The 20,321-nt window shown below is 69.1% G+C and carries 21 protein-coding genes; 13 read left to right on the forward strand and 8 right to left on the reverse strand.

Annotated features, from left to right (window positions below; genetic code table 11):
- Window positions 1-119 precede the first annotated feature (119 nt).
- Entirely contained in the window at window positions 120-890 is a 771-nt protein-coding gene (rph, locus tag ACWEH3_RS19315) for a ribonuclease PH (protein ID WP_450026372.1), read from the forward strand.
- On the forward strand, window positions 890-1,501 hold the full coding sequence (gene rdgB, locus ACWEH3_RS19320; protein ID WP_450026370.1) for an RdgB/HAM1 family non-canonical purine NTP pyrophosphatase: 612 nt from the start codon (window positions 890-892) through the stop codon (window positions 1,499-1,501). The genes rph and rdgB overlap by 1 nt, the downstream gene beginning before the upstream one ends.
- A 4-nt stretch (window positions 1,502-1,505) precedes the next feature.
- Here rdgB and ACWEH3_RS19325 read toward each other — a convergent pair whose 3' ends face one another.
- From ACWEH3_RS19325 to ACWEH3_RS19340, 4 genes are all read right to left on the reverse strand, one after another.
- Window positions 1,506-1,871, reverse strand: coding sequence for a DUF3817 domain-containing protein (locus ACWEH3_RS19325; protein ID WP_450026368.1), 366 nt, complete (start codon window positions 1,869-1,871; stop codon window positions 1,506-1,508).
- Window positions 1,868-2,341, reverse strand: a complete 474-nt coding sequence (locus ACWEH3_RS19330) for a transcriptional regulator (RefSeq protein ID WP_450026366.1) — start codon at window positions 2,339-2,341, stop codon at window positions 1,868-1,870. The genes ACWEH3_RS19325 and ACWEH3_RS19330 overlap by 4 nt, the downstream gene beginning before the upstream one ends.
- Window positions 2,342-2,619: 278 nt before the next feature.
- Window positions 2,620-3,495 (reverse strand): oxidoreductase, encoded by an 876-nt coding sequence (locus tag ACWEH3_RS19335; protein WP_356966897.1) that lies wholly within the window; start codon window positions 3,493-3,495, stop codon window positions 2,620-2,622.
- 114 nt (window positions 3,496-3,609) lie between these two features.
- Window positions 3,610-5,049 (reverse strand): lipase family protein, encoded by a 1,440-nt coding sequence (locus tag ACWEH3_RS19340; RefSeq protein ID WP_450026363.1) that lies wholly within the window; start codon window positions 5,047-5,049, stop codon window positions 3,610-3,612.
- Window positions 5,050-5,181: 132 nt separating this feature from the next.
- Here ACWEH3_RS19340 and ACWEH3_RS19345 point away from each other — a divergent pair, with 132 nt between their 5' ends.
- The 5 genes from ACWEH3_RS19345 to ACWEH3_RS19365 all read left to right on the forward strand — a co-directional run bounded on the left by ACWEH3_RS19345 (window position 5,182) and on the right by ACWEH3_RS19365 (window position 11,023).
- Window positions 5,182-5,841 carry a TetR/AcrR family transcriptional regulator gene (locus tag ACWEH3_RS19345; protein ID WP_364430135.1) on the forward strand — a complete coding sequence of 220 codons (660 nt, stop codon included), beginning with the start codon at window positions 5,182-5,184 and terminating at the stop codon, window positions 5,839-5,841.
- A gap of 55 nt (window positions 5,842-5,896) precedes the next feature.
- Window positions 5,897-7,930: a DHA2 family efflux MFS transporter permease subunit gene (locus ACWEH3_RS19350; protein ID WP_450026361.1), complete on the forward strand. Its 2,034-nt coding sequence runs from the start codon at window positions 5,897-5,899 to the stop codon at window positions 7,928-7,930.
- 60 nt (window positions 7,931-7,990) lie between these two features.
- The gene (locus ACWEH3_RS19355) at window positions 7,991-8,635 is read left to right on the forward strand and encodes a PadR family transcriptional regulator (protein WP_450026359.1); all 645 of its coding nucleotides are present in this window, start codon (window positions 7,991-7,993) and stop codon (window positions 8,633-8,635) included.
- Between the two features lie 182 nt (window positions 8,636-8,817).
- Window positions 8,818-10,020 (forward strand): FAD-dependent oxidoreductase, encoded by a 1,203-nt coding sequence (locus tag ACWEH3_RS19360; protein ID WP_450026357.1) that lies wholly within the window; start codon window positions 8,818-8,820, stop codon window positions 10,018-10,020.
- 79 nt (window positions 10,021-10,099) lie between these two features.
- On the forward strand, window positions 10,100-11,023 hold the full coding sequence (locus tag ACWEH3_RS19365; RefSeq protein ID WP_450019905.1) for a LysR family transcriptional regulator: 924 nt from the start codon (window positions 10,100-10,102) through the stop codon (window positions 11,021-11,023).
- A gap of 12 nt (window positions 11,024-11,035) precedes the next feature.
- Here the strand turns inward: ACWEH3_RS19365 and ACWEH3_RS19370 are convergent, their stop codons facing one another.
- A complete protein-coding gene (locus ACWEH3_RS19370) occupies window positions 11,036-11,827 on the reverse strand; it encodes a helix-turn-helix domain-containing protein (RefSeq protein ID WP_450019907.1) in 792 nt (263 codons plus the stop codon).
- An 86-nt stretch (window positions 11,828-11,913) separates the two neighbouring features.
- Between ACWEH3_RS19370 and ACWEH3_RS19375 the strand changes: the two genes are divergently transcribed.
- Together ACWEH3_RS19375 and ACWEH3_RS19380 are read left to right on the forward strand one after the other, a co-directional pair.
- Window positions 11,914-12,357, forward strand: coding sequence for a hypothetical protein (locus tag ACWEH3_RS19375; protein ID WP_450019909.1), 444 nt, complete (start codon window positions 11,914-11,916; stop codon window positions 12,355-12,357).
- The gene (locus ACWEH3_RS19380) at window positions 12,357-13,373 is read left to right on the forward strand and encodes a zinc-dependent alcohol dehydrogenase family protein (RefSeq protein ID WP_450020036.1); all 1,017 of its coding nucleotides are present in this window, start codon (window positions 12,357-12,359) and stop codon (window positions 13,371-13,373) included. Before ACWEH3_RS19375 ends, ACWEH3_RS19380 begins: the two co-directional genes overlap by 1 nt.
- 3 nt (window positions 13,374-13,376) lie before the next feature.
- Here the strand turns inward: ACWEH3_RS19380 and ACWEH3_RS19385 are convergent, their stop codons facing one another.
- On the reverse strand, window positions 13,377-14,099 hold the full coding sequence (locus ACWEH3_RS19385; RefSeq protein WP_450019911.1) for an HNH endonuclease family protein: 723 nt from the start codon (window positions 14,097-14,099) through the stop codon (window positions 13,377-13,379).
- Window positions 14,100-14,692: 593 nt separating this feature from the next.
- On the opposite strand from ACWEH3_RS19385, the gene ACWEH3_RS19390 reads away from it, so the two are divergent.
- Together ACWEH3_RS19390 and ACWEH3_RS19395 are read left to right on the forward strand one after the other, a co-directional pair.
- The gene (locus tag ACWEH3_RS19390; protein ID WP_450019913.1) at window positions 14,693-15,652 is read left to right on the forward strand and encodes a haloalkane dehalogenase; all 960 of its coding nucleotides are present in this window, start codon (window positions 14,693-14,695) and stop codon (window positions 15,650-15,652) included.
- A gap of 64 nt (window positions 15,653-15,716) precedes the next feature.
- Window positions 15,717-16,577: an RNA polymerase sigma factor gene (locus ACWEH3_RS19395; RefSeq protein ID WP_450019915.1), complete on the forward strand. Its 861-nt coding sequence runs from the start codon at window positions 15,717-15,719 to the stop codon at window positions 16,575-16,577.
- Window positions 16,578-16,594: 17 nt separating this feature from the next.
- On the opposite strand, the gene mmuM is transcribed toward ACWEH3_RS19395, so the two are convergent.
- Together mmuM and ACWEH3_RS19405 are read right to left on the reverse strand one after the other, a co-directional pair.
- Window positions 16,595-17,497 (reverse strand): homocysteine S-methyltransferase, encoded by a 903-nt coding sequence (gene mmuM, locus ACWEH3_RS19400; RefSeq protein WP_450020038.1) that lies wholly within the window; start codon window positions 17,495-17,497, stop codon window positions 16,595-16,597.
- Between the two features lie 49 nt (window positions 17,498-17,546).
- Complete coding sequence (locus tag ACWEH3_RS19405; protein ID WP_450019917.1) at window positions 17,547-18,209, reverse strand: phosphate signaling complex PhoU family protein; 663 nt, start codon at window positions 18,207-18,209, stop codon at window positions 17,547-17,549.
- 527 nt (window positions 18,210-18,736) lie between these two features.
- Here ACWEH3_RS19405 and ACWEH3_RS19410 point away from each other — a divergent pair.
- Both ACWEH3_RS19410 and ACWEH3_RS19415 read left to right on the forward strand, forming a co-directional pair.
- Entirely contained in the window at window positions 18,737-19,132 is a 396-nt protein-coding gene (locus ACWEH3_RS19410) for a nitroreductase/quinone reductase family protein (RefSeq protein WP_450019919.1), read from the forward strand.
- Between the two features lie 69 nt (window positions 19,133-19,201).
- Entirely contained in the window at window positions 19,202-20,293 is a 1,092-nt protein-coding gene (locus ACWEH3_RS19415; RefSeq protein WP_450019921.1) for a calcium:proton antiporter, read from the forward strand.
- The last annotated feature ends 28 nt before the right edge of the window (window positions 20,294-20,321 follow it).

Consider the following 20,321-nt stretch of genomic DNA (forward strand, 5'->3'; position numbering starts at 1 on the left):
GCGCGGCCGCCGCGTACGCGACGAAGGAGCAAGCGGCGGTCGCGCAAACGCGAGCCACAATGGGGCCGCGAACACGCCGCGACGCAGTCGCGGCAAAACCAACACAGTAGGCTGTGGCCGTGTCGAGACGAGCCGATGGCAGGGCGGACGATGAGCTCCGCGAGGTCCGGATCACCCGTGGTTTCACCACGCATCCAGCTGGTTCGGTGCTGGTGGAGTTCGGGCAGACGCGGGTGATGTGCACCGCGAGCGTCACCGAGGGGGTGCCGCCGTGGCGGCGTGACTCGGGGTTGGGCTGGCTCACCGCCGAGTACGCGATGTTGCCCGCCGCGACGCACACTCGCAGCGGGCGGGAATCGGTGAAGGGCCGGATCGGCGGACGGACCCAGGAGATCAGTCGTCTGATCGGCCGCTCGTTGCGCGCCTGTATCGACCTCGCCGCGATCGGGGAGAACACCATCGCGATCGATTGCGATGTGCTCCAGGCCGACGGCGGTACCAGGACGGCCGCCATCACCGGTGCCTATGTGGCGCTGGCGGATGCCGTGAGCTATCTCGGCGCGGCGGGCGCGCTGGCCGATCCGCAGCCGATCTCCTGTGCGATCGCCGCGGTGAGCGTCGGCGTGGTCGACGGCCGGGTGCGGGTGGATCTGCCCTACGAGGAGGACTCGCGCGCCGAGGTCGACATGAACGTGGTCGCCACCGATACCGGAACGCTGGTGGAGATCCAGGGCACCGGCGAGGGCGCTACCTTCCCGCGCTCCACGCTGGACAAGTTGCTCGATGCCGCGCTCGCGTCCTGCGAGCAGTTGTTCGTCGTGCAGAAAGAGGCGCTGGCGCTGCCGTATCCCGGGGTGCTTCCCGAGCCCGCCGAGTCGAAGAGGAAGTGATGACCCGCCGTCTGCTGGTGGCCAGCCGCAACACCAAGAAACTGAACGAACTGCGCCGCATCCTCGACGAGGCCGGCATCGCCGGCATCGAGATCGTCGGATTGAACGATGTTCCCCCGTACGACGAGGCGCCCGAGACCGGCGCGACGTTCGAGGAGAACGCGCTGGCCAAGGCGCGCGATGGCGCCGCGGCCACCGGATTGGCCTGTGTCGCGGACGATTCCGGTATCGAGGTGGACGCGTTGAACGGCATGCCGGGTGTGCTGTCGGCGCGCTGGTCGGGCAAGCACGGCGACGACGCGGCGAACAACGCGCTGCTGCTGGCGCAGCTGTCGGATGTGCCGGACGAGCGGCGCGGCGGGCGGTTCGTGTCCACCTGCGCGCTGGTGGTGCCCGGCGGCGCGGAGACCGTGGTGCGCGGCGAATGGCCCGGCTCGATCGGGCGGAAGCCGGTGGGCGACGGCGGTTTCGGCTACGACCCGCTGTTCGTCCCGGAAGGCGGCGATGTCACCGCGGCCCAGTTGACGCCCGCCCAGAAGGACGCGATGTCGCATCGCGGGCGGGCGCTGGCCCAGTTGACGCCCGCGCTGGCGGCGCTCGCCGAAGGCTGACGCCTCAGACGCCGAAGGTCTGCTTGACCTGCTTGGCGTTGACGTGTTCGACGAAGAACGACAGCAACGGGATGGTGCCCGCGAGCAGGGTGCCGACGGTGCGCAGGACCGGCCAGCGGACCTTGACCGCGAGGTCGGCGGTGACCAGCAGGTAGACGAAGTACACCCAGCCGTGCACGACCGCGATCCAGCTGGGGGTGGCCACGTCGAAGCCGTACTTGGCGATCATCTCACCGGTGAGCAGCAGCAACCAGAGGCCGGTGATCCAGGCCAGCGCCCGATAGCGCAGCAGCGCCGGACCGATCTTGGCGGCGTTCCGGGCCGGGGCCGGGGCAGCGGTGGTCTCGGTGGAATTCTCGCTGGTGGTCAACCGGCGCTCCTCTCACGGGTGTGCATGCCTGCCGTGCGGACCTGTTCTTCGATGTCGTCGGCGTGCAGCGCGGCGAGGTATCGGTTGTACTCGGCGAGCACGGGGTCCTCATCCCGGACGGCCTTCGGGCGCTCGGGCAGCAGTCCCGCCGGGAGTTCGGTCGGCGCGATCGGCTTCGCGGCGCGCCTGGCGGTGGGTGAATCGCGCCGCGAAGCCGCGGCGGACTCGTTCTTTTCCTCTGATTCGCCTGCCTCGCGTTCCAGCCGCACGAACCGGAAGTAGGCGAAGACGGCGAAACCCGCGAACAGGGGCCACTGCAGCGCGTAGCCGAGATTCTGTGCGGTGCCGGTCGCGGACTCGTACCGTTCCCACTGCCACCAGGCCAGCCCCAGGCAGCCCAGCGCGGCGACGATCACCAGCGCGATGAGGGCCGGGCGGTTGTGTGCCGAGCGGCGGGGTGAGGCGGACACGGCTTCTACGGTACCCGTTCTACTACGCGGGCCGTAGAACAAGGTACGCCGTCCGGCGCCTGCTGTGACCACGGTCATCGCGGTGACGAACGGTGCGGAGCGGACCGGCGCTCGGGGCGGTGTCGGATGCCGAGACGAGCGGCCGCGCGCCCGCTGCCGGATGTGGCTTTTGATGTGGCAGCGGGCCGCTACGAATCACGCAGTCCAGTCGTCACGAGTGGTGCCGCTCGCCGCCATGTGGCAACGCGCATCGGGCGTCCGCTCCGGTGTTGCTCCGCTCAGAACGAGTAGGTGACGCCGGTCTTGCGCTCCGACTCGGCCCACAGCCGCTGCCACAGGTCCTTGTTCTGCGACAGGCGGGTGGACGACGAGGGTTTCACCGGGCCCTGGCTGCCGAAGAGCCGGGTCGGGCCCCAGTAGGTCTCGGGATCGGCGTCCGGCATGGTGGCGGCGAACAATGTCGAGTGCGCGGCCTTGGCGGGCGAGTGCCCGATCAGGCGGATGAACGGCTTGGAGATGTGGTCGAGCGGGGTCTCGGTGTGCGCGAAGAGGTCGGTGGCCGAGACACCGGGGTGCACCGCGTAGGAGCGCTTGCGCGAGCCGGATTCGCGCAGCCTGCGCTGGAGTTCGCGGGCGAACATCAGATTGCACAGCTTGGCCTGCGCATAGGCGAGATTGCGCTGATAGCGACGCTTTTCGTAGTCGAGGTCGTCGATCCAGAGCTTCGGCGTCTGCTTGTGCGCGATGCTGGAGAGGGTGACCACCCGATCGGTGATCCGGTCCAGCAGCAGGCCGGTGAGCGCGAAGTGCCCGAGGTGATTGACGCCCCACTGGGTCTCGAAGCCGTCTTTGGTCCGCGAGAACGGGATGTTCATCAGGCCGGCGTTGTTGACCAGGACGTCGAATTCGCCGCTGTCGTCGGCGAACTTGCGCACCGAGGACAGATCGGCCAGGTCCAGTTCCGCCACGCGGACATCGCCGTCGATGCCCGCGGCGACCTCCTTCGCCTTGACCGCGTTGCGGCAGGCCATGATCACGGTCGCGCCCTTGGACGCCAGGACTTTCGTGGTGACGGCGCCCAAGCCGCCGTTCGCGCCGGTGATGACAAAGGTGCGTCCCGTCTGGTCCGGGATCTCAGCTGGTTTCCACGCCATGCGCCAACCTTACTCTGGAGTAAGTTTCCGGGGAAGATATCGGCATCGATCGTCTCAGACGCAAGAGCTCGTGTCGCGGAACGCGCCCGCGACACGAGCTGTCGGCGGGGTCGTTCAGCGGCCGCTGCCGATGGGTTGCCCGAAGGCGGCCGCGAGTACGGCGCCCACCGTGTCGCTCCACACCTGCCAGGTGGCGGGGTCCAACGTCATCGAGCCGACATCGGTGATGGTGACGCCGTCGGCCACCGGCACGCCCGCGAAGCGGTCCTTCAGCCACAGCAGTGCGCGCGGCGCCGCGATCGGGTCGAGGGTCAGGTGCTCGCTGAAGTGGTCGCGGATGTACTCGACCCGCGCGCCCGGGTCAGCGGCATAGGTTCCGACGAGCTCGTTGACCGGTCCGACCGGGATCAACCAGTCGGCATTGGCCTGGTACATCAGCATCGGCATGTCCGGCACGGCCTTGCCGAGCTTCGTCTTGTTCAGCACGTCGTTGACGGCGGGGTCGGTGAAGGGGTTCTTCGCCAGCATTCCGAGGTTGTCGGCGAACGGGAACAGCGCGGCCTGGTAACTCGCGCAGAGTTGTTCCTTGCCCGCGATCATGAGCTTGCCCAGGCCGTTCGCGTTCTCGTCGAGAAATTTCCGCAGTTCGGGATATTCGCGCGAGACGCCGAGCGCGCCCGCGAAGATCAGCCCGGCGGAGAGATTGCCGTTGGCCATCCGCAACGCGGCCGAGAGGTCGGCGGGGATGCCGCCCTCCGCGGTGCCGACCACGTTCAGTTCGGGTGCGTAGTCGCGCTTCAGTTCGGCCGCCCAGCCGGTGGCGATCGCGCCGCCGGAGTACCCCATCATCCCGACCCTGGTCCCGGACCCGGACAGTTGCATCGGTGCGAAGTTCTCCGCGGCGCGAATGGCGTCGAGCGTGATGCGGCCCGCCAAAGGTCCTGCGGCGTAAGCCGAGTCGGGCCCTTGGTGGTCGGGGATCACCGCGGCCCAGCCTTGGGCCAGCGCAGCCTGCACCTCGAGGAACTGGGCGGCCACCAGGGTGGAGCCGGTCAAGGTCGCGGGGATGGAACCCATCTGGAGTTGATACGACGGCATGCAGTAGTTGCCGGTCGAGTCTTCGGCGATCTGGTAGGAGAACAGCGGCCGGTCGGCGACGTAGCCGCGCGGCTTGATCACCGTGGCCACGGCGGGGATGGCCTCGCCGCGGGAGTTGCTGGAGCGGAAGGACAACTGCCAGGCGTCCACGTTCACCGGGAGCAGCGACAGGTTCGCCAGATTGACCTGGCGTGCGGCGATGATCTGGCCGGGGGCCAGGTCGGTGTAGGTCTGCGCGGGCGGGCGATAGAACGCCGGGTCGAAGCCCGGCGGCAGCGGCGGAAGGGGGAACGGCAGTGCGGGCTGGACCACCGGATCGTCCGGCGCGGGCTCGGCGGCTGCCGAGGCGGGGAGGAAGGGCAGTCCCACCGCCACCGCGGCGAGCGCCGCGAGCAGCTTCGGTGCGTGCTTGCGGGAAATGACCACGCGAGAACCTCTTCGTTCGGTGAGCCACATTTGTGAGCCCCATCGGTTTCAGACTGGACCCGAGTATGCGGCGTCATGATCCGGATCACAAGTACGAATCGGGCGGCGGCCGAGGCATGCGGGGTAGTTCGTGGTCGCCGTGATTTCGCTACGGTGAGAGATATGACGGCGACAGTGGGCAGGCAATACGGCGGGCGTGCCGTCGTGGAGCGGAAAGCCGAGCGGCGTCAGCGGTTCCTCGACGCGGCCACCCGGATCTTCGCCGAGCGCGGTTACGCCGATTGCTCGCTGGCCGACGTGTGCGCCGCCGCGGGTCTGTCCAAGCGTCAGTTCTACGAGGAGTTCCAGACCAGGGAGGACGTTCTGGTCGCCGCGTACGACCGGATCCAGGACGAGGCCGCCGCGGCCGTGGTCGCGCGGATGGACGCGCTCGATCCGCGGTTCGACCTGCGCGCCGCGATGACCGCCGTGGTAACCGCCTATCTCGAATCGATCGGCGCCGATCCCTACCGCGCCAAGGTCGCCTTCATCGAGGTGGTCGGCGTGAGCGAACGGATGGAGCGGCACCGCCGCGAACGCAGGCACGCGTGGGCTTCCGTGCTGGAAACCCACGTGGTGCCGGTGGTTGCTCCCGGTTCGCGGGTGCGCGGCACGCCGGGGTGGGGGGCGAGCGCCTTGATCGGCGCGATCAACGGGCTGGCGCACGAGTGGGTGCTCGCCGACCCGCGTCCGTCGGTGGCCGAACTCGTCGATCTGCTCGTCCCCATCGCGATGTCGCTCATCGAGCGGCCGGAGGAAGCGCCGGAGGGCGAACCCGGCTGATTCGCTGCCGTGTCGCTGGATATCCATCGAAGCGGCAAAAGCCCATACTGGGCTGATGGCCGGTTCGGTTGCTGTCGCCGCGGACCCTGTTGCCCCGATGGGCAGGGCCAAGACCAACATCGTGTTCGGCACCATCGTGCTCGGCATGCTCATGGCGGCGCTGGACCAGACCATCGTGTCCACCGCGCTGCCCACCATCGTCGCCGACCTCGGCGGGGCGGGGCACATGGCGTGGGTGGTCACCTCGTACCTGCTCGCCGAGGCGGTGGCGACCGCCCTCGCCGGGAAGCTCGGCGATCTGTTCGGCCGCAAGCTGGTGTTCCAGATCAGTGCGGTGATCTTCATCGTCGGCTCGATGGTCGCCGGCCTGGCGAACGGCATGCTGGTGCTGGTCCTCGCCCGCGGGATCCAGGGCTTCGGCGCGGGCGGACTGATGGTCACGTCGATGGCGCTGATCGCCGACATCATCCCGTTGCGGCAGCGGGGCAAGTACCAGGGCGCGCTGGGCGCGGTATTCGGCGTGACCACGGTGATCGGCCCGACATTGGGTGGCCTGTTCACCGACCACGCCAGCTGGCGCTGGTGCTTCTACGTCAACGTGCCGGTCGCGGTGGTGATGATCGCGTTGGCGGCCCGCACCATCCCACGGGTGCGCGCGGCGGCCAGGCCGATCATCGATTACCTCGGCATCGGCTTGGTGGCGCTGGGCGTCTCCTGCCTGATCCTCGGCCTGGAATGGGGCGGGCAGCAGTACGCGTGGGGCTCGCCTACGATCATCGGTCTGTTCGCCGCGGCGGTTTTCCTGCTCGCCACGTTCGTCGGGGTCGAGTTGCGAGCAGCGGAACCGATGCTGCCGATGGGGTTGTTCCGCAGCCGGGTGTTCACGGTGTGCTCGATCCTCAGTTTCATCGTCGGCTTCGCCATGCTCGGGTCGATGACCTACCTGCCCGCGTATCTGCAATACGTCGACGGCGTTTCGGCCACCATGTCGGGTGTTCGCACGCTGCCGCTGGTGGTGGGCCTGTTCACCACCTCGATCCTGTCCGGGCAGGTGGTCGGCAAGACCGGCCGCTACCGATACTTCCCGATCGCGGGCACATTGGTCATGGCGCTCGGTCTGTATTTGATGTCGACGATGGGCCGCACCACCGGCACATTGCTGGAGTCGCTGTACATGCTGATCCTCGGCCTGGGGATCGGACTGGCGATGCAGGTGCTCACCATCGTCGTGCAGAACACCGTGCCCTACGCCCAGCTGGGTACCGCGACCTCCGGTGTCACGTTCTTCCGCACGCTCGGTAGCGCCTTCGGAACGGCCATCTTCGGCACGCTCTACAGCAACCAGATCGGCCCCAACCTCGCCGCCGCGCTGGCTCAGGTGCGCGTGGTGCCACCCGGGGTCGCGGCGGACCCGCAGGCGTTGCGCGCGTTGCCCGCCGAACAGTCGGCGCCGATCATCGATGCGTACGCGGACTCGATCGATTACGTGTTCTTCTGGGTCGTTCCGATCGTGCTGGCCGGATTCGTGGTCGCGTGGTTCCTGCCCGAGGTGCCGCTGCGTGACAGCGCGCGGGCGGGGGCGGGCGATGTGGGCGAAGGGTTCTCGGTGCCCGACTCGCCCGATCGGCTGGTGCAGCTGGAACGCGCCATCGCGGGCACCATGCACCGAGCGGGGGCGGAGGATCCGATCGGCGCGCGCATCCTCGCCGACGCGGACAGCGACCTCACACGCGGTGAGGCATGGGCGCTCGGCCAGGTGTATCTGCGCGACCGGGTGCGCGGTGACGCCACGCTGGCCGGAATCGCCTGGGCGCACCGAGTGCCCCAGGAGGTGATCGAGCCGATCTACGACCAGGTCGGCGCGGAAGGCTATCTGGCGCGCGAGGGACAACGCTTGCGGCTCACCGATTCCGGTGCGGCCGAGATGGATCGGATCAAGGCGGCCTGGCGGCGCTGGCTCGACACCAGGCTCGACGACTGGAACGAGGCCGACCCGGCCGATCGCGCACTGCTGGATCAGGCGCTGACGAACATCGCCACGAAGTTGCTGGAGGACCACGCGCGCGAGCAGGAAACGGTGCCCGCCTGACCGCTCTTGCGGCCAATTGCTCGTAGACGTATATTCGTAGACGAGTAAGGAGGTGCCGCGATGAAGAAACGCAAGGTCGACAACCTGCTGGCGCTCGCGGTGCTGTCCGTGATCGTCGAGCGCCCGATGCACCGCTACGAAATCGCCCAGACCCTGCGTGACCGGGGCAAGGACCACGACATGGCGATCAAATGGGGTTCGCTCTACACGGTCGTGCAGAACATGGCCAAGGTCGGGTTCCTCGAAGTCGTCGGCAGTGAGCGGGCTGGCGCCCGTCCCGAGCGAGTCATCTATCGGATCACCGACGCGGGCCGCGCCGAGATGGCCGATTGGACCAGGGAACTGCTGTCGACGCCGGAACCGGAACCGCACCGGTTCGTCGCGGGGCTGTCGATTCTCGCGGTGCTTCCCCCTGCCGAGGTGGCCGAACTGCTCGGCACTCGCCTGGAAGCGCTGGATCGAACCATCGAGACCGTCCGTCGCGAACTCGGCGAGCTCGCGAGCACGCTACCGCGGCTGTTCCTCATCGAGTCCGAGTTCGGACTGGCGATGCTGGAAGCCGAGGCGGCGTGGACGCGCTCGCTGCGCGCGGAGCTGACCGAGGGCACCTTCCCCGGACTGGCGCAATGGCGCGAGTGGCATGAGCGCGGCACGCTGCCGTCGGAGGTCGCCGAAATGGTGGAGAGGGGGATGGCCGAGGACTAGCCGAGAAACCGGACCCGGCGAAGGTGCGGCAACACCGCCGCCGGGCCCGATCGAACAGTCTCGAACCGCGCCCGCGAACGCGCACCCGGCTACAAGGCTGGCAACCACAGGATAACCGGGTGGGTGGCGCGTGTGTCGGTCCGGGAACCGAAACCCGTATCGCACGAATCCTGGAGACACCCATGTCCACAACACGTACCGCCCTGGTGATCGGTGGCGGCATCGCCGGCCCCGTCGTCGCGACGGCCCTGCGCAAAGCGGGCATCGACGCCCGCGTCTACGAGGCCTATCCCGGCCCTTCCTATGGCATCGGCAGCGGACTCGCGCTAGCGCCGAACGGCGTCGCCGCGCTCGACATCATCGGGGCGGGCGACCCGGTCCGCGCCATCGCGCTGCCGGTCCGCAACATGAACATGTCCATCGGCGCGAAGGTGCTGGCGATGCCCGGCATCCCCGATATGCCGCCGCTGCAACTGGTCGATCGCAGCGAGCTGCACCAAACGCTGCACCGGCACGCGGTCGCGGCGGGCGTTCCGTTCGAGTACGACAAGCGCCTGGTCGATGTGCGCGAGGACGCGTCGGGCATCACCGCCCAGTTCGCGGACGGCAGCACGGCCACCGCCGACGTGCTGATCGGCGCGGACGGCATCCGCTCGCGGGTACGCACGCTGATCGACCCGAAGGCGCCCGGCCCCGACTACACCGGCATGCTCGGCTTCGGCGCGACCACCGAGTGCGACGCCGACATCCCCCCGGACACCATGACCTTCGCGTTCGGCAAGCGGGCCTACTACCTGTACTGGCCGCTCGGGGATGGGCGGGTGGCATGGGGAGCGAACCTGCCGCACAAGGAGTATCTGTCGCTCACCGCGGCGCGGGCGGTGCCGAGCGCGCACTGGTTGCGGATCTTGCGCGAGGCCTACGGCGACGACACCCCTGGCGGCGAGCTCGCTCGGCGCACCACCGAGGAGCAGTTGGAGGTGGTCGGCGCGCTGCACATCATGCCGCCGGTGCCGCACTGGTATCGCGGGCGGATGGTGCTGGTGGGCGATGCGGTGCACGCTCCGTCCAACAGCTCCGGTCAGGGCGCGTCGCTGGCGATCGAGAGCGCCGTGCAGCTGGCTCGCTGTCTGCGTGATCTGCCCGCCCCGGAGGCGTTCGCGGTGTACGAGCGCTTGCGGCGCGAGCGGGTGGAAGGCGTCGCGGCCCGCGCGGCGAAGATCAATCACAGCAAGACGCCGGGGCCGGTGGGGCGCAAGGTGATGCAGTTGCTCATGCCGGTCATGGCCAAGACCGTGATGAAACCGGAGAAGACCATGGGACCGGAGCAGCGCTACCGGATCGACTGGGACGCTCCCGCCGACCACGAGCTCGCGTCGGTCTGAGTCGGCCGGAGGTCCCGCGGGTCCGAACGACCCCGCGGGACCTCCGGTGCAGCTATCGGCGGCAGAATAGACTTGCGCGGTGAGCGATAGAGATTCCGATGGAAATCTAGATCTGAACCAGTTGCGCACCTTCCTGGCCGTGCACCGGGCCGGTTCGATCACAGCCGGGGCGCGGCTGGTCGGCTTGTCCCAGCCGACCGTGACCGGCCAATTGCAGGCGTTGGAGAAGCGGCTCGGCGCGCGACTGTTCGACCGATTGCCGCGCGGCGTCGCGCCGACCGCGGCGGCGACCGAGCTGGCGGAGCGCATCGCCGCGCCGCTGGACGCGCTGGACACCGTGGCGGGTCCGGTCCACCGCGCCGAACCCACGCCACAGCCCGCCGTTCGTCTCGCCGGGCCCGCGGAGTTCCTCGCGGTGCACGGGCTGCCCGCGCTGGCGCCACTGGTCGAGCGAGGGGTCCGACTGGCGGTCCACGCGGGGCTGACCGACGACTTGCTCGGCGGGCTGCGGGCCGGGCACTTCGACCTGGTGGTGTCGACGGTCCGGCCCAGAGGCCGGACGGTGGTCGCCGAACCGCTGGGCGACGAGGAGTTCGTGCTCGTCGCCGGGCCGCAGATCGCCGCGCGCGTCGACGGCGACCTGTTGCGGGCCAAAGGTCCGGTCGCGTTGTCCGATGTTCCGCTGGTCAGCTACGCCCCGGATCTGCCGATCCTGCGCCGGTATTGGCGGCACGTCTTCGGCGTCCGGCTCGCCGCCGAGGCCGCGGTGGTCGTCGCGGACCTGCGCGCGGTCGCCGCGGCGGTCGCGGCGGGTGCGGGGATCAGTGTGCTGCCGCGGTATCTCTGTGCGGCCGAACTGGCTTCGGGATCGCTCGTCGCGCTGTTGGAACCGGAGGACCCGCCGATCAACACGGCATTCCTGGTGCGTCGGCCCGGACCCGCTGTTCGCCCGCACGTCGAGCTGGTCCGTCAGCGGCTGACCGCCGCGGCGCGGCACTGGTGAGCGCAGGCCCGCTCAGTATCGCGCCGCGCGGTCGCGCAGAATTCGCGCGGTCCGCTCGTCGCCGGGCAGGAACGCCTCCAATTGCAACTCGGCGAGCGTGACGTCCACCGCGGTGGCGAACGAGGTGAGCGTGGTGATCAAACGCAATTCCCCTTCGGCGCAGCGCAGGCGCAGCGGCACCGCGAAACCGAGATGGTCCGGTCCGGGCTCGGTCTGCGGAAGATAGGTCTCCAGTTCGTCGATCAACTCGTCCAAGCCGGGATCGGGGCTGCGGGCCATCCGGTTGCGCAGCGCCTCGGTGACGTGCCGTCCCCATTCCGGCAGGTTGACCACGCGGGCGGCCAGGCCCTCCGGGTGCAGCGCGAGCCGCAGCACGTTGACCGGCGGTTCCAACAGCCACGGCGCGGCGCCCTCGGTGAGCACCTCGAAGGCCGCGTTGGCGGCGAGCAGGATGCCGTGCGGCCGGACCACCAGCGCAGGGTAGGGCAGGTGGCCGTCCAGGATCGCCCGCAACGCCTCCAGTATCGGCGCCAATTCCGCGGTGTCGAGCGCCGATTCGGGGAAGACCGGCGCGTAGCCCGCGGCGAGCAGTAGTCCGTTCCGCTCACGCAGCGACAGCTCCAATGATTCGGCCAGCCGCACCACCATGGTGCGTCCCGGTCGTGAGCGGCCCTGCTCCAGGAAGCTGAGATGACGCTGCGTGGTGTCGGCGCGGATCGCGAGATCCAGCTGGCTGACCCGCCGCAGCGTGCGCCAATGCTTGAGCTGCCGGGCGAACCCGGTGGACTCGGCCGCCATCGTCATGGCAGCAGTATCGGGCGTCGGGCGGCGGGCTCGCCATACCTTGCGGGGAATCGCACAGGCTCCGAACGACGGCGAGACTCCGTCCCATGAGCAATCAATTCGATGAGCGGGAACTCTCCCGATTCGCCGAGCGCTACATCGCGCTGTGGAACGAATCCGACGCGGAGACCAGGCACAAGCGGATCCGGGAACTGTGGTCCGAGGACGGCGCCCAGGTACTGGTGGACCCGCCGCAGGAGATGCGGGAGGCGCTGGCCCGACTGTCCTTCCCGATCCCGACCGTGGAGATCCGCGGCTACGAAGCGCTGGACCGGCGCGTGGATCGCGCCTACGAGGAATTCGTCGCCCCCGGTGAGCACGTGTTCGTACCCGAGGGGCAGGCGGTTCGCCTTTCACTGAACCTGATCGGCCTGACCTGGCACATGGTGACGAAGACCGACGGGGCGGTCGTCGGCGGCGGATACGACGTCATCGCGCTCGACGACGCGGGCCGGATCCGGTGGGACCACCAATACATCGGCGTCGCGTGATGCGGGCCGTCGCCTACCATCTCGACCCGGCGCGCGGGGCGGACGCGCTGACCGTCGCGCCGCAGGAGGTGCCAGAGCCGGGGCCACGCCAAGTGGTGATCCGGATGCTGGCGGCGTCACTGAATCGTCGCGATCTGATGTTGCTGGACGGAACGTATCCGCTGCCCGCGACCCCGGGCGTCGTCCCGCTCAGCGACGGTGTCGGCGAGGTGATCGCCGTGGGCGAGGAAGTGACGCGCGCCGCGGTCGGCGACCGGGTGACCGCCTCCTACTTCGTCCGCTGGATCGACGGTCCACAGCGCCAAGCGCACGTGGTCGAGCAGTACGGCGCCACCTATCCCGGCATGCTCGCCACGTACGCGGTGCTGGAGGAGGATTCGGTGGTGCACGTGCCCGACCATCTCAGCGATGTGGAGGCCGCCACGCTGACCTGCGCCGGAGTGGTGGCGTGGGCGGCGCTGACCACGCCGCTGCCGGTGCTGCCCGGCGAGACCGTCTTGACCGTCGGCAGTGGATCGGTGGCCCTTTTCGGTGTGCAGCACGCGAAAATGCTGGACGCTCAGGTCATTTCGGTGACCTCGAGCGCGCGAAAGGCCGAGCGGCTGCGCGCGCTGGGAGCCGACGAGGTGATCGATCGGAGCCGGACACCGGACTGGGAGCTGGCCGTGCTGGACCGCACCGGAGGCGACGGCGTGGAACACATCCTCGACGCGGTGGGTATGCCGACCCTGGCGAAATCCGTGCGGTCGGGCGGATACAACGCGCGGATCACGATGATCGGCGCGATGCCCGCCACCGACGCGCCCGTAGGCAACCCGTTCGGGACGTCGTATCTGTCCATCCGCCGCATCGCGGTGGGCAGCCGGACGCAGTTCGAGGCGATGAACCGAGCGATCACCGCCCACGGGATGCGTCCTGTCATCGACCGCGTGTTCGCGTTCGAGGAAGCCGAGGCGGCCTACCGGTACTTCCGCACCGGAGACCCCTTCGGGAAGGTGGTGATCGAGTTTCCCTAGGACTCAGGGGCAGGCGGTGAGAATCCGCGTCATGGCGTCCTTTTCGGCCGCGGTGACCCAGAGTTGGTAGGCCGTCTTCACCTGGATCTGCCTGGTCACGTAGGCGCAGTGGTAACCCTTGTTCGGCGGCAGCCAATCGGCCGCGTCGGAGTCGCTCTTGGACTGGTTGGTCGGACCGTCCACGGCCTGCAGGTTCAGCGGGTCGTTGGCCAGGTCGCGGCGGCGTTCGGCGGAAAGCTTCTGTGCGCCTTTCTGCCACGCGTCCGAGAGCGCGACGACATGGTCGATCTGCACGTCGTCGGAGGACTTCGTGCCGCGCTTGAAGTCGATGGTCTTTCCGGTGTAGAAGTCGGCGAGCGTTCCGGTCGCGACGATGCACTTGCCCGACTTGAACGTCACGTCGGTCATGTCCCGCTGGAGGATGTCGTTGCGGGTGTCGCAGCCGTTGTTACCGCCGGGCACCGAGACGTTGTCGGACCAGGGCGGCCCGAATTCGTCACGGCTGTATCCGGTCTTGGGCGCACGGTCGGCCACGCGCAGCGCGTTCAACAGCCCGAGCGCGTCCCGCGAGGGAATCGGGGCGGGCGCGTCGGCGCAGGCCCGTCCGCCGGAACCGCAGCCCGACGCGGTCGACCGGCCGGGCGGAACGGTTGTGCAGGAGACCAGTCCGATGGAAGTCGCCACCATGATGCCGATCAGAGCCAGCCGTTGCACTGTGGACTTCATCGAACTTCCTAACGCCGAATCCACTTGAAACTGTAACCGGCGAAAAGGTATCCAGTGACCGGGTTCGCGCAACCGAGCGGCGCGTATGAGATTCGGCACAGCCGGCCGGTAACGGGCCGTGCGCCAGAGCTGCCGAGCCGGAGAACGGGGCCGCCCCCGAATCGCCGTGCCGGCGCCGATTCGGGGGCGGTGATCACGAGGAGGCCGGTGGAGCCGCGCGGTTGTGCGGATGGTTGTCCACTCCGAAACCCGCACTGGGACGACACCACGGGGCTGATGAGGGGGAGGTCCCGAGGTGTCGAGCCGCGCCTGCTCCGGACTCACTCGTGATGATCAGGGGTGATCGATGTCCGGCGGGCGCCGGTGACCAGGGAAGCCGTTTCCCGTTGCCGCACGCATCCGCTCCGTCTCGATCACGCTTCGTTCTACGTATCAAGACAGTAGATAGATGCCGTGCGAATTGGCAAGTTCGTTCGGACGGTTCGAAAAGTTTCTCAGCCGATCTTCAGTTTCGACCATATATCTACTGCATGAGTACGGATGTGTCCGAGAGTTGACGCCCTCGCGACGACCGGTTCGACAGGCCTGTGACGATGCTCACTTCATATCCGGTCACAGGCGGTGTGATTCGTGTGTCCAAACGGGTGCAGGCGAAAAGCCGGACCCGAAAGGACCACATCATGCCCACCGTCGACGTCATCGACTCGTTCATCAACTACCGCGATACCGGTGCGGGAGAGATCCCCGTCGTGTTCCTGCACGGCAATCCGACCTCCTCACATCTGTGGCGCAACGTCATTCCGCACGTGGCCGACCGGAGCAGGGTGCTGGCGCCGGACCTGATCGGCATGGGGGAGTCGGGCAAGCCGGACAGCGCCTACCGTTTCACCGATCACGCCGCCTACCTCGACGCCTGGTTCGACGCGCTCGGGCTGGACCGGGTGGTGCTGGTCGGACACGACTGGGGCGGCGCGCTGGGCATGGACTGGGCCGCGCGGCATCCCGGCCGCGTGCGCGGGATCGCGCTGATCGAAACGTTCCTGCGGCCGATGCGCTTCGACGAGCTGCCTCCGCTCGGGGCCGAGCTGTTCCGGAAGTTCCGCTCCGCGGAAGGGGAGCGGATGATCCTGGAGCAGAACATCTTCATCGAGTTCAACCTGCCGAAGGGCGTCGCCGACCTGTCGCCCGAGGACCACGACGTGTACCGGGCGCCGTATCCGACTCCGGCCTCGCGCAAGCCGCTGCTGGCGTGGCCGCGGGAGTTCCCGCTGGACGGCGAGCCCGCAGACGTGGTCGCCCTGGTGCGGCACTACGACGACTGGGCGGCCGCGACGCCCGAGGTGCCCAAGTTGCTGATGGCGTTGGAGAACGGCGTCGGGCTGGGATCGGCGGAGGCGATCGACTGGGCGGCGAGCACCTTCGCGGGCGCCGAGGTCGTCGCGATCCCTCCGGCGGGCCACCACGCGCCGGAGGATCGGCCGGACGAGATCGGCCGGGCGGTCGCGCAGTGGCTCGACCGGCACGCCTTGGTCGGTGCCGCCGCTCGCGCGTGATCTCGGCCGCGCTGTGATCCGGCAGTGCTTGCGCCGACCGCGGCGCGGGCCGAATGATGGCCGGATGAGCACGGAGCACGAGCGAGTGGCGGCGGACGAGAAGGCCATGGTCGCCCGCGCGGTCGCGGGCGACCGGGACGCCGTCGCCGAGGTGGTGCGCCTGTTGCAGGATCCGCTGTACCGGCTGGCGCTGCGCATGGTCTGGCGGCCCGCGGAGGCCGAGGACGCGACGCAGGAGATCATGGTGCGCGTCCTCGATCATCTGCACACCTGGCGCGGCGAGGCGAAGCTGCTCACCTGGGCCTACCGCATCGGCGTCAACCACCTGCTGAATCTGCGGCGGCAGACCCCGCAGGAGGCCGCGGAACTGAGCTTGGACGCCTACCGGGACGGGCTGGCCGACGGACTGTCGGAGGCGGACTATCGCGGACCGGAAGCGGTGCTTCTGACTGCCGAGGTGCGGCTCACCTGTAGTCAAGGCATGTTGCAATGCCTGGCCCGGGACGAACGGATCGCCTTCGTGCTCGGCGATGTGTTCGAGCTGAACTCCACCGAGGCCGCCTGGATCCTCGACATCACCCCCACCGCCTATCGAAAGCGGTTGGAGCGCGCCAAGAAACGGCTCGGGAACTTCCTGAACTCGACCTGCGGCCTGGTCGACCCGGCGGCGTTCTGCCGCTGCTCGCGCCGCGTGGACAAAGCTCTGGCGCTGGGACGGGTCGACCGGAGCCGTGCGGTGTACGCGCGCCATCCGGTCAGCGCGGGCGGGCGCACCGCGGCCGAGGCCGAACGGCAGATGATCCGGCTGCACGACGCGGCGTCGGTGCTGCGCGCGCATCCCGACTACGCCGCGCCGCAGGCGAAGATGGACGCGATCGCGGGGCTGCTCGGTTCGGGGCGTTTCCCCATGCTCGAGGAGACGTGAACCCGCCGCGTCGGTGATCAGCCCGGTGCTTCCGCGTCGGGTGAACCGGTGCCGGGCGGGGTTCCTCGTAGTTCCGTTGCCAGGCGTGTGATCTGTGCGGGGCCGACCCGGCAGCAGCCGCCGATGATCCGTGCGCCTCGGGCGAACCAGTCCCTGGCTTGTCCTGCGGTGAACCGGGTGGGGCCGGTCCAACGGTGGCGCGCGGCATCCCAGTCCTCACCGCTGTTCGGGTAGGCGACCACGGGCTTGCCGGTTCCGGCGGCGAGTTCGACCGCGGCGGCGACATCGGCGGGCGCGCAGCAGTTCACGCCGATCGCGACGATCGAGTCCGAGCCCGTGGCCACCGCGAAGGCGTCGGCGAGCGGTTGCCCGGCTCTGGTGCGCGCTCCGTCGACGGTGTAGCTCAGCCATGCGGGCACGCCGAGGTCGTTCACCAGGTCGACCAGCGCTTCGGCTTCGTCGACGTCGGGAACGGTCTCCATGGCCAGCAGGTCGGCGCCCGCCTCCGCGAGCACCTCCATGCGCGGTCGGTGCCAGGCCCGCAGTTCGGCTACGGTGCGCCCGTAGCGGCCACGGTATTCCGATCCGTCCGCCAGCGTGGCGCCGTAGGGGCCGATCGAGGCGGCGACCCAGCGGCGCCGATCAGCGGCCTCGGCGTCGCACGCGGCACGGGCCAGCGCCACGCCGCGTCGCCACAGCTCCACCGTCTGCGCCCTGGTCAGCCCGCGCGCGGCGAAGCCCTCGAAAGAAGCCTGGTAGGTGGCGGTGGTCGCGATGTCGGCGCCCGCCCGGAAATAAGCTTCGTGCACGGACCGGATCGCGGCGGGATCGTCCACGAGCAGGCGGGCCGACCACAACGCGTCGGAGAGGTCGTGGCCGCGCGCCTCCAGCTCGGTGGCCAGTCCACCGTCCGAGATCAGTGCCCCCGCCGCAGGGTCGAACAGCACGGCTCCACTGTAGGACGCGGATTCACTCGTCGTCGGTGGGCTGGGCGGTCGGGGGTACCCCGGTGTCGAGGAAACGGATGAGCCGCTCGATGCGCGCGGTGTGATCGGCACAGCGCTCCAAGTGGTGTCCCAGCAGTGCGTTGTCGATCGCGACTTCGGTGGACGGCTGGGACGCGGGGTCGCGCAGCGCGGAACGCAGTTGCCGGTGCAGCGTTTCCATCGAATGGTCCGCAGGCGTCTCCTCCTCCGGCAGCGGATGCCGACCGGCGACCGCTCGCCCGGCCAAAGCCGTACGCTCGGCCGCCAGCTTGCCCATCGCGGCGAGGATGTCCAGGATGGGTTGCTCGGCAGCGTGTCCGGGGTGACTCTGGTACACCTTGTCGGCGACCCGGCTGGCGAGCCAGCCGATGCGGGACAGCTCACCGGCGATCTGGATCGCGGTCACCACGTGCCGCAGGTCGCGGGCCACCGGAGCCTGTAGCGCCAGTAACACCACGGTGCGCGCCTCGCATGCGCCGTACATCTTCTGCAACTGCTCGTCGAGCGCGAAGACCTCGTAGGTCGCGGTGAGGTCGGCGTCGACGAGCGCGTCGGTGACACGCTCGACGGCGTCGTGGGCCAGCGTGCACATCAGCGTCAGATCATTGGTCAACGCGATGAGCTCGGCAGTGAACTGGGTGCGCACCGCCAAATTCTCACCTATCGACCGGGGCGGGGTCGATTCCTTGCCGGATGTTCTTCGGTAACGACATCGCCTCGACATGCCGTCGCGGACGGGAACGCGGGACCACGCGCGATCGCTTCGCCAGGAGGACGACGGGAAAACATAGTTCAAGCGGTGCTTTTCGCGGCCGGAACACGCTATGGCGGATCGGATGCACCGGCGCGCGCGACGGCGGGCGGCACTCGCGCACGCACGCATGCCGGCTGGGGCAGCGGAGGAGATGCATTGCCCGACCGGGCATCTATGCCGCGCATCACATTGCGCTGTTGCGGCGCATGGCGACTCGCGTGGTTGCTCACCGCGTGCCCTGTCCAGCTCGGTGCGGCGGCACGGACGGTCGATACTGCGCGACGCGATGGGCGGGCGTTTGCGTCCCGGTTCCTGTGGCTGCCGCGGTCCGCCGCGCGCGGGTCCGTGCCCTGGTCAACGCGCGAATCGCGCACGCGGCGAAGCCTGCCGACGGGTGCGCCCGGTGTTACGGTCGCGGCATGCCGAACTTGCGCGATATCCAGCATCGTGTGGTGACGACGTTCCAGCGCCGACTGGGCAATCCGATCCTCAGTACGCTGCCCGGGCAGACTCTGTTGGAGACCACCGGCCGGGTGAGCGGGCAGCCGCGGATCACTCCGATCGGCGGACGGAAGATCGGCCGGGAATTCTGGCTGGTCTCCGAGTTCGGCGAGCGATCCCAGTATGTGCGAAACATCAAGGCGAACAATCGAGTCCGGCTGCGGCTGCACGGCCGCTGGCACGCGGGCACCGCCCACCTGCTGCCCGACGACGACCCGCGTGCCCGGTTGGCGGCCCTGCCGCGCGCCAACAGCGCGGCCGTCCGGTTGGTCGGCACCGACCTGCTCACGCTGCGCATCGATCTGGACGACTGAACCCGCGGCGGGGCGGGGACATTGGTCGCCTGACCTGGATGCGAGCAATTTGCTGGGACCATGGTGGGCATGATCCGTCTGTTGATCGCCCGTTGGACCGTGCTCGTACCATTGCTCGCCGTTGTCGCCCTCGCGGTCACCTGGGGCCGAAGTCTGCCCGGTGTCGCGGTGACGGTTGTGGTGGTGGCGTTGATCGGGGCGGTGCTCTCGGCGGTTCATCACGCGGAGGTGGTGGCGCGCCGGGTGGGTGAGCCGTTCGGCTCGCTGGTGCTGGCCATCGCGGTGACCGTGATCGAAGTCGCGCTCATTCTCACGCTGATGACCCAGGGCGGTGACAAGACCGCGACCTTGGCCCGCGACACGGTCTTCGCCGCGGCGATGATCACCTGCAACGGCATCCTCGGTCTCTGCCTGCTGGTGGGGGCGTTGCGCAGGCGCGTGGCGGTGTTCAACGCCGAAGGCACCGGTGCGGCGCTGGCCACCGTCGCGACGCTGGCGACGCTCAGCCTCGTGTTGCCGACCTTCACCACGAGCAAACCCGGCCCGGAGTTCTCGCCCGCGCAGCTGGCCTTCGCCGCGGTGGCCTCGCTCGCGCTGTACGGCTTGTTCGTGATGGTGCAGACCGTGCGTCATCCGGACGACTTCCTGCCGGTGGAGGCGGACGGCGTCGTCGCCGAGGACGACGAGCGTGTCGAGCCGCCTACCGCGCGCGACGCCGTCACCAGCCTCGGTCTGCTGCTGGTCGCCCTGGTCTGCGTGGTCGGGCTGGCGAAGGTGGTCTCGCCCGCCGTGGAATCGGCGGTCCAGTCGGCGGGGCTGCCGCAATCGGCGGTCGGCGTGGTGATCGCGTTGCTGGTGCTGCTGCCCGAGACGATCGCCGCGGTGCGGGCCGCGCGCCGCGACCAGGTGCAGATCGGTCTCAATCTGGCGCTGGGTTCGGCCATGGCGAGCATCGGCCTCACCATTCCGGCGATCGCCGTGGCCAGCATCTGGCTGGAGGACCCCTTGGTGCTCGGCTTGGGGGCCACGCAGATGGTGCTGCTGGCGCTGACCGTCGTGGTCGGTGGGTTGACGATCGTTCCGGGACGGGCGACGCTGCTGCAGGGCGGCGTCCACCTGGCGGTGTTCGCCGCCTTCGTCGGCCTCGCCGCCAGCCCTTAGCGGACGGCTCAGACGAGCGCCTCGACGC

The sequence above is a fragment of the Nocardia sp. NPDC004718 genome (assembly GCF_053601535.1).

Excerpts from the sequence above, each read along its gene's own strand:
- rdgB (WP_450026370.1), top strand. The coding sequence starts at position 890 with ATGACCCGCCGTCTGCTGGTGGCCAGCCGCAACACCAAGAAACTGAAC.
- ACWEH3_RS19335 (WP_356966897.1), bottom strand. The coding sequence starts at position 3,495 with ATGGCGTGGAAACCAGCTGAGATCCCGGACCAGACGGGACGCACCTTT.
- ACWEH3_RS19340 (WP_450026363.1), bottom strand. The coding sequence starts at position 5,049 with ATGTGGCTCACCGAACGAAGAGGTTCTCGCGTGGTCATTTCCCGCAAG.
- ACWEH3_RS19345 (WP_364430135.1), top strand. The coding sequence starts at position 5,182 with ATGACGGCGACAGTGGGCAGGCAATACGGCGGGCGTGCCGTCGTGGAG.
- ACWEH3_RS19350 (WP_450026361.1), top strand. The coding sequence starts at position 5,897 with ATGGCCGGTTCGGTTGCTGTCGCCGCGGACCCTGTTGCCCCGATGGGC.
- ACWEH3_RS19355 (WP_450026359.1), top strand. The coding sequence starts at position 7,991 with ATGAAGAAACGCAAGGTCGACAACCTGCTGGCGCTCGCGGTGCTGTCC.
- ACWEH3_RS19360 (WP_450026357.1), top strand. The coding sequence starts at position 8,818 with ATGTCCACAACACGTACCGCCCTGGTGATCGGTGGCGGCATCGCCGGC.
- ACWEH3_RS19370 (WP_450019907.1), bottom strand. The coding sequence starts at position 11,827 with ATGACGATGGCGGCCGAGTCCACCGGGTTCGCCCGGCAGCTCAAGCAT.
- ACWEH3_RS19375 (WP_450019909.1), top strand. The coding sequence starts at position 11,914 with ATGAGCAATCAATTCGATGAGCGGGAACTCTCCCGATTCGCCGAGCGC.
- ACWEH3_RS19380 (WP_450020036.1), top strand. The coding sequence starts at position 12,357 with ATGCGGGCCGTCGCCTACCATCTCGACCCGGCGCGCGGGGCGGACGCG.
- ACWEH3_RS19385 (WP_450019911.1), bottom strand. The coding sequence starts at position 14,099 with ATGAAGTCCACAGTGCAACGGCTGGCTCTGATCGGCATCATGGTGGCG.
- ACWEH3_RS19390 (WP_450019913.1), top strand. The coding sequence starts at position 14,693 with ATGCTCACTTCATATCCGGTCACAGGCGGTGTGATTCGTGTGTCCAAA.
- ACWEH3_RS19395 (WP_450019915.1), top strand. The coding sequence starts at position 15,717 with ATGAGCACGGAGCACGAGCGAGTGGCGGCGGACGAGAAGGCCATGGTC.
- ACWEH3_RS19410 (WP_450019919.1), top strand. The coding sequence starts at position 18,737 with ATGCCGAACTTGCGCGATATCCAGCATCGTGTGGTGACGACGTTCCAG.
- ACWEH3_RS19415 (WP_450019921.1), top strand. The coding sequence starts at position 19,202 with ATGATCCGTCTGTTGATCGCCCGTTGGACCGTGCTCGTACCATTGCTC.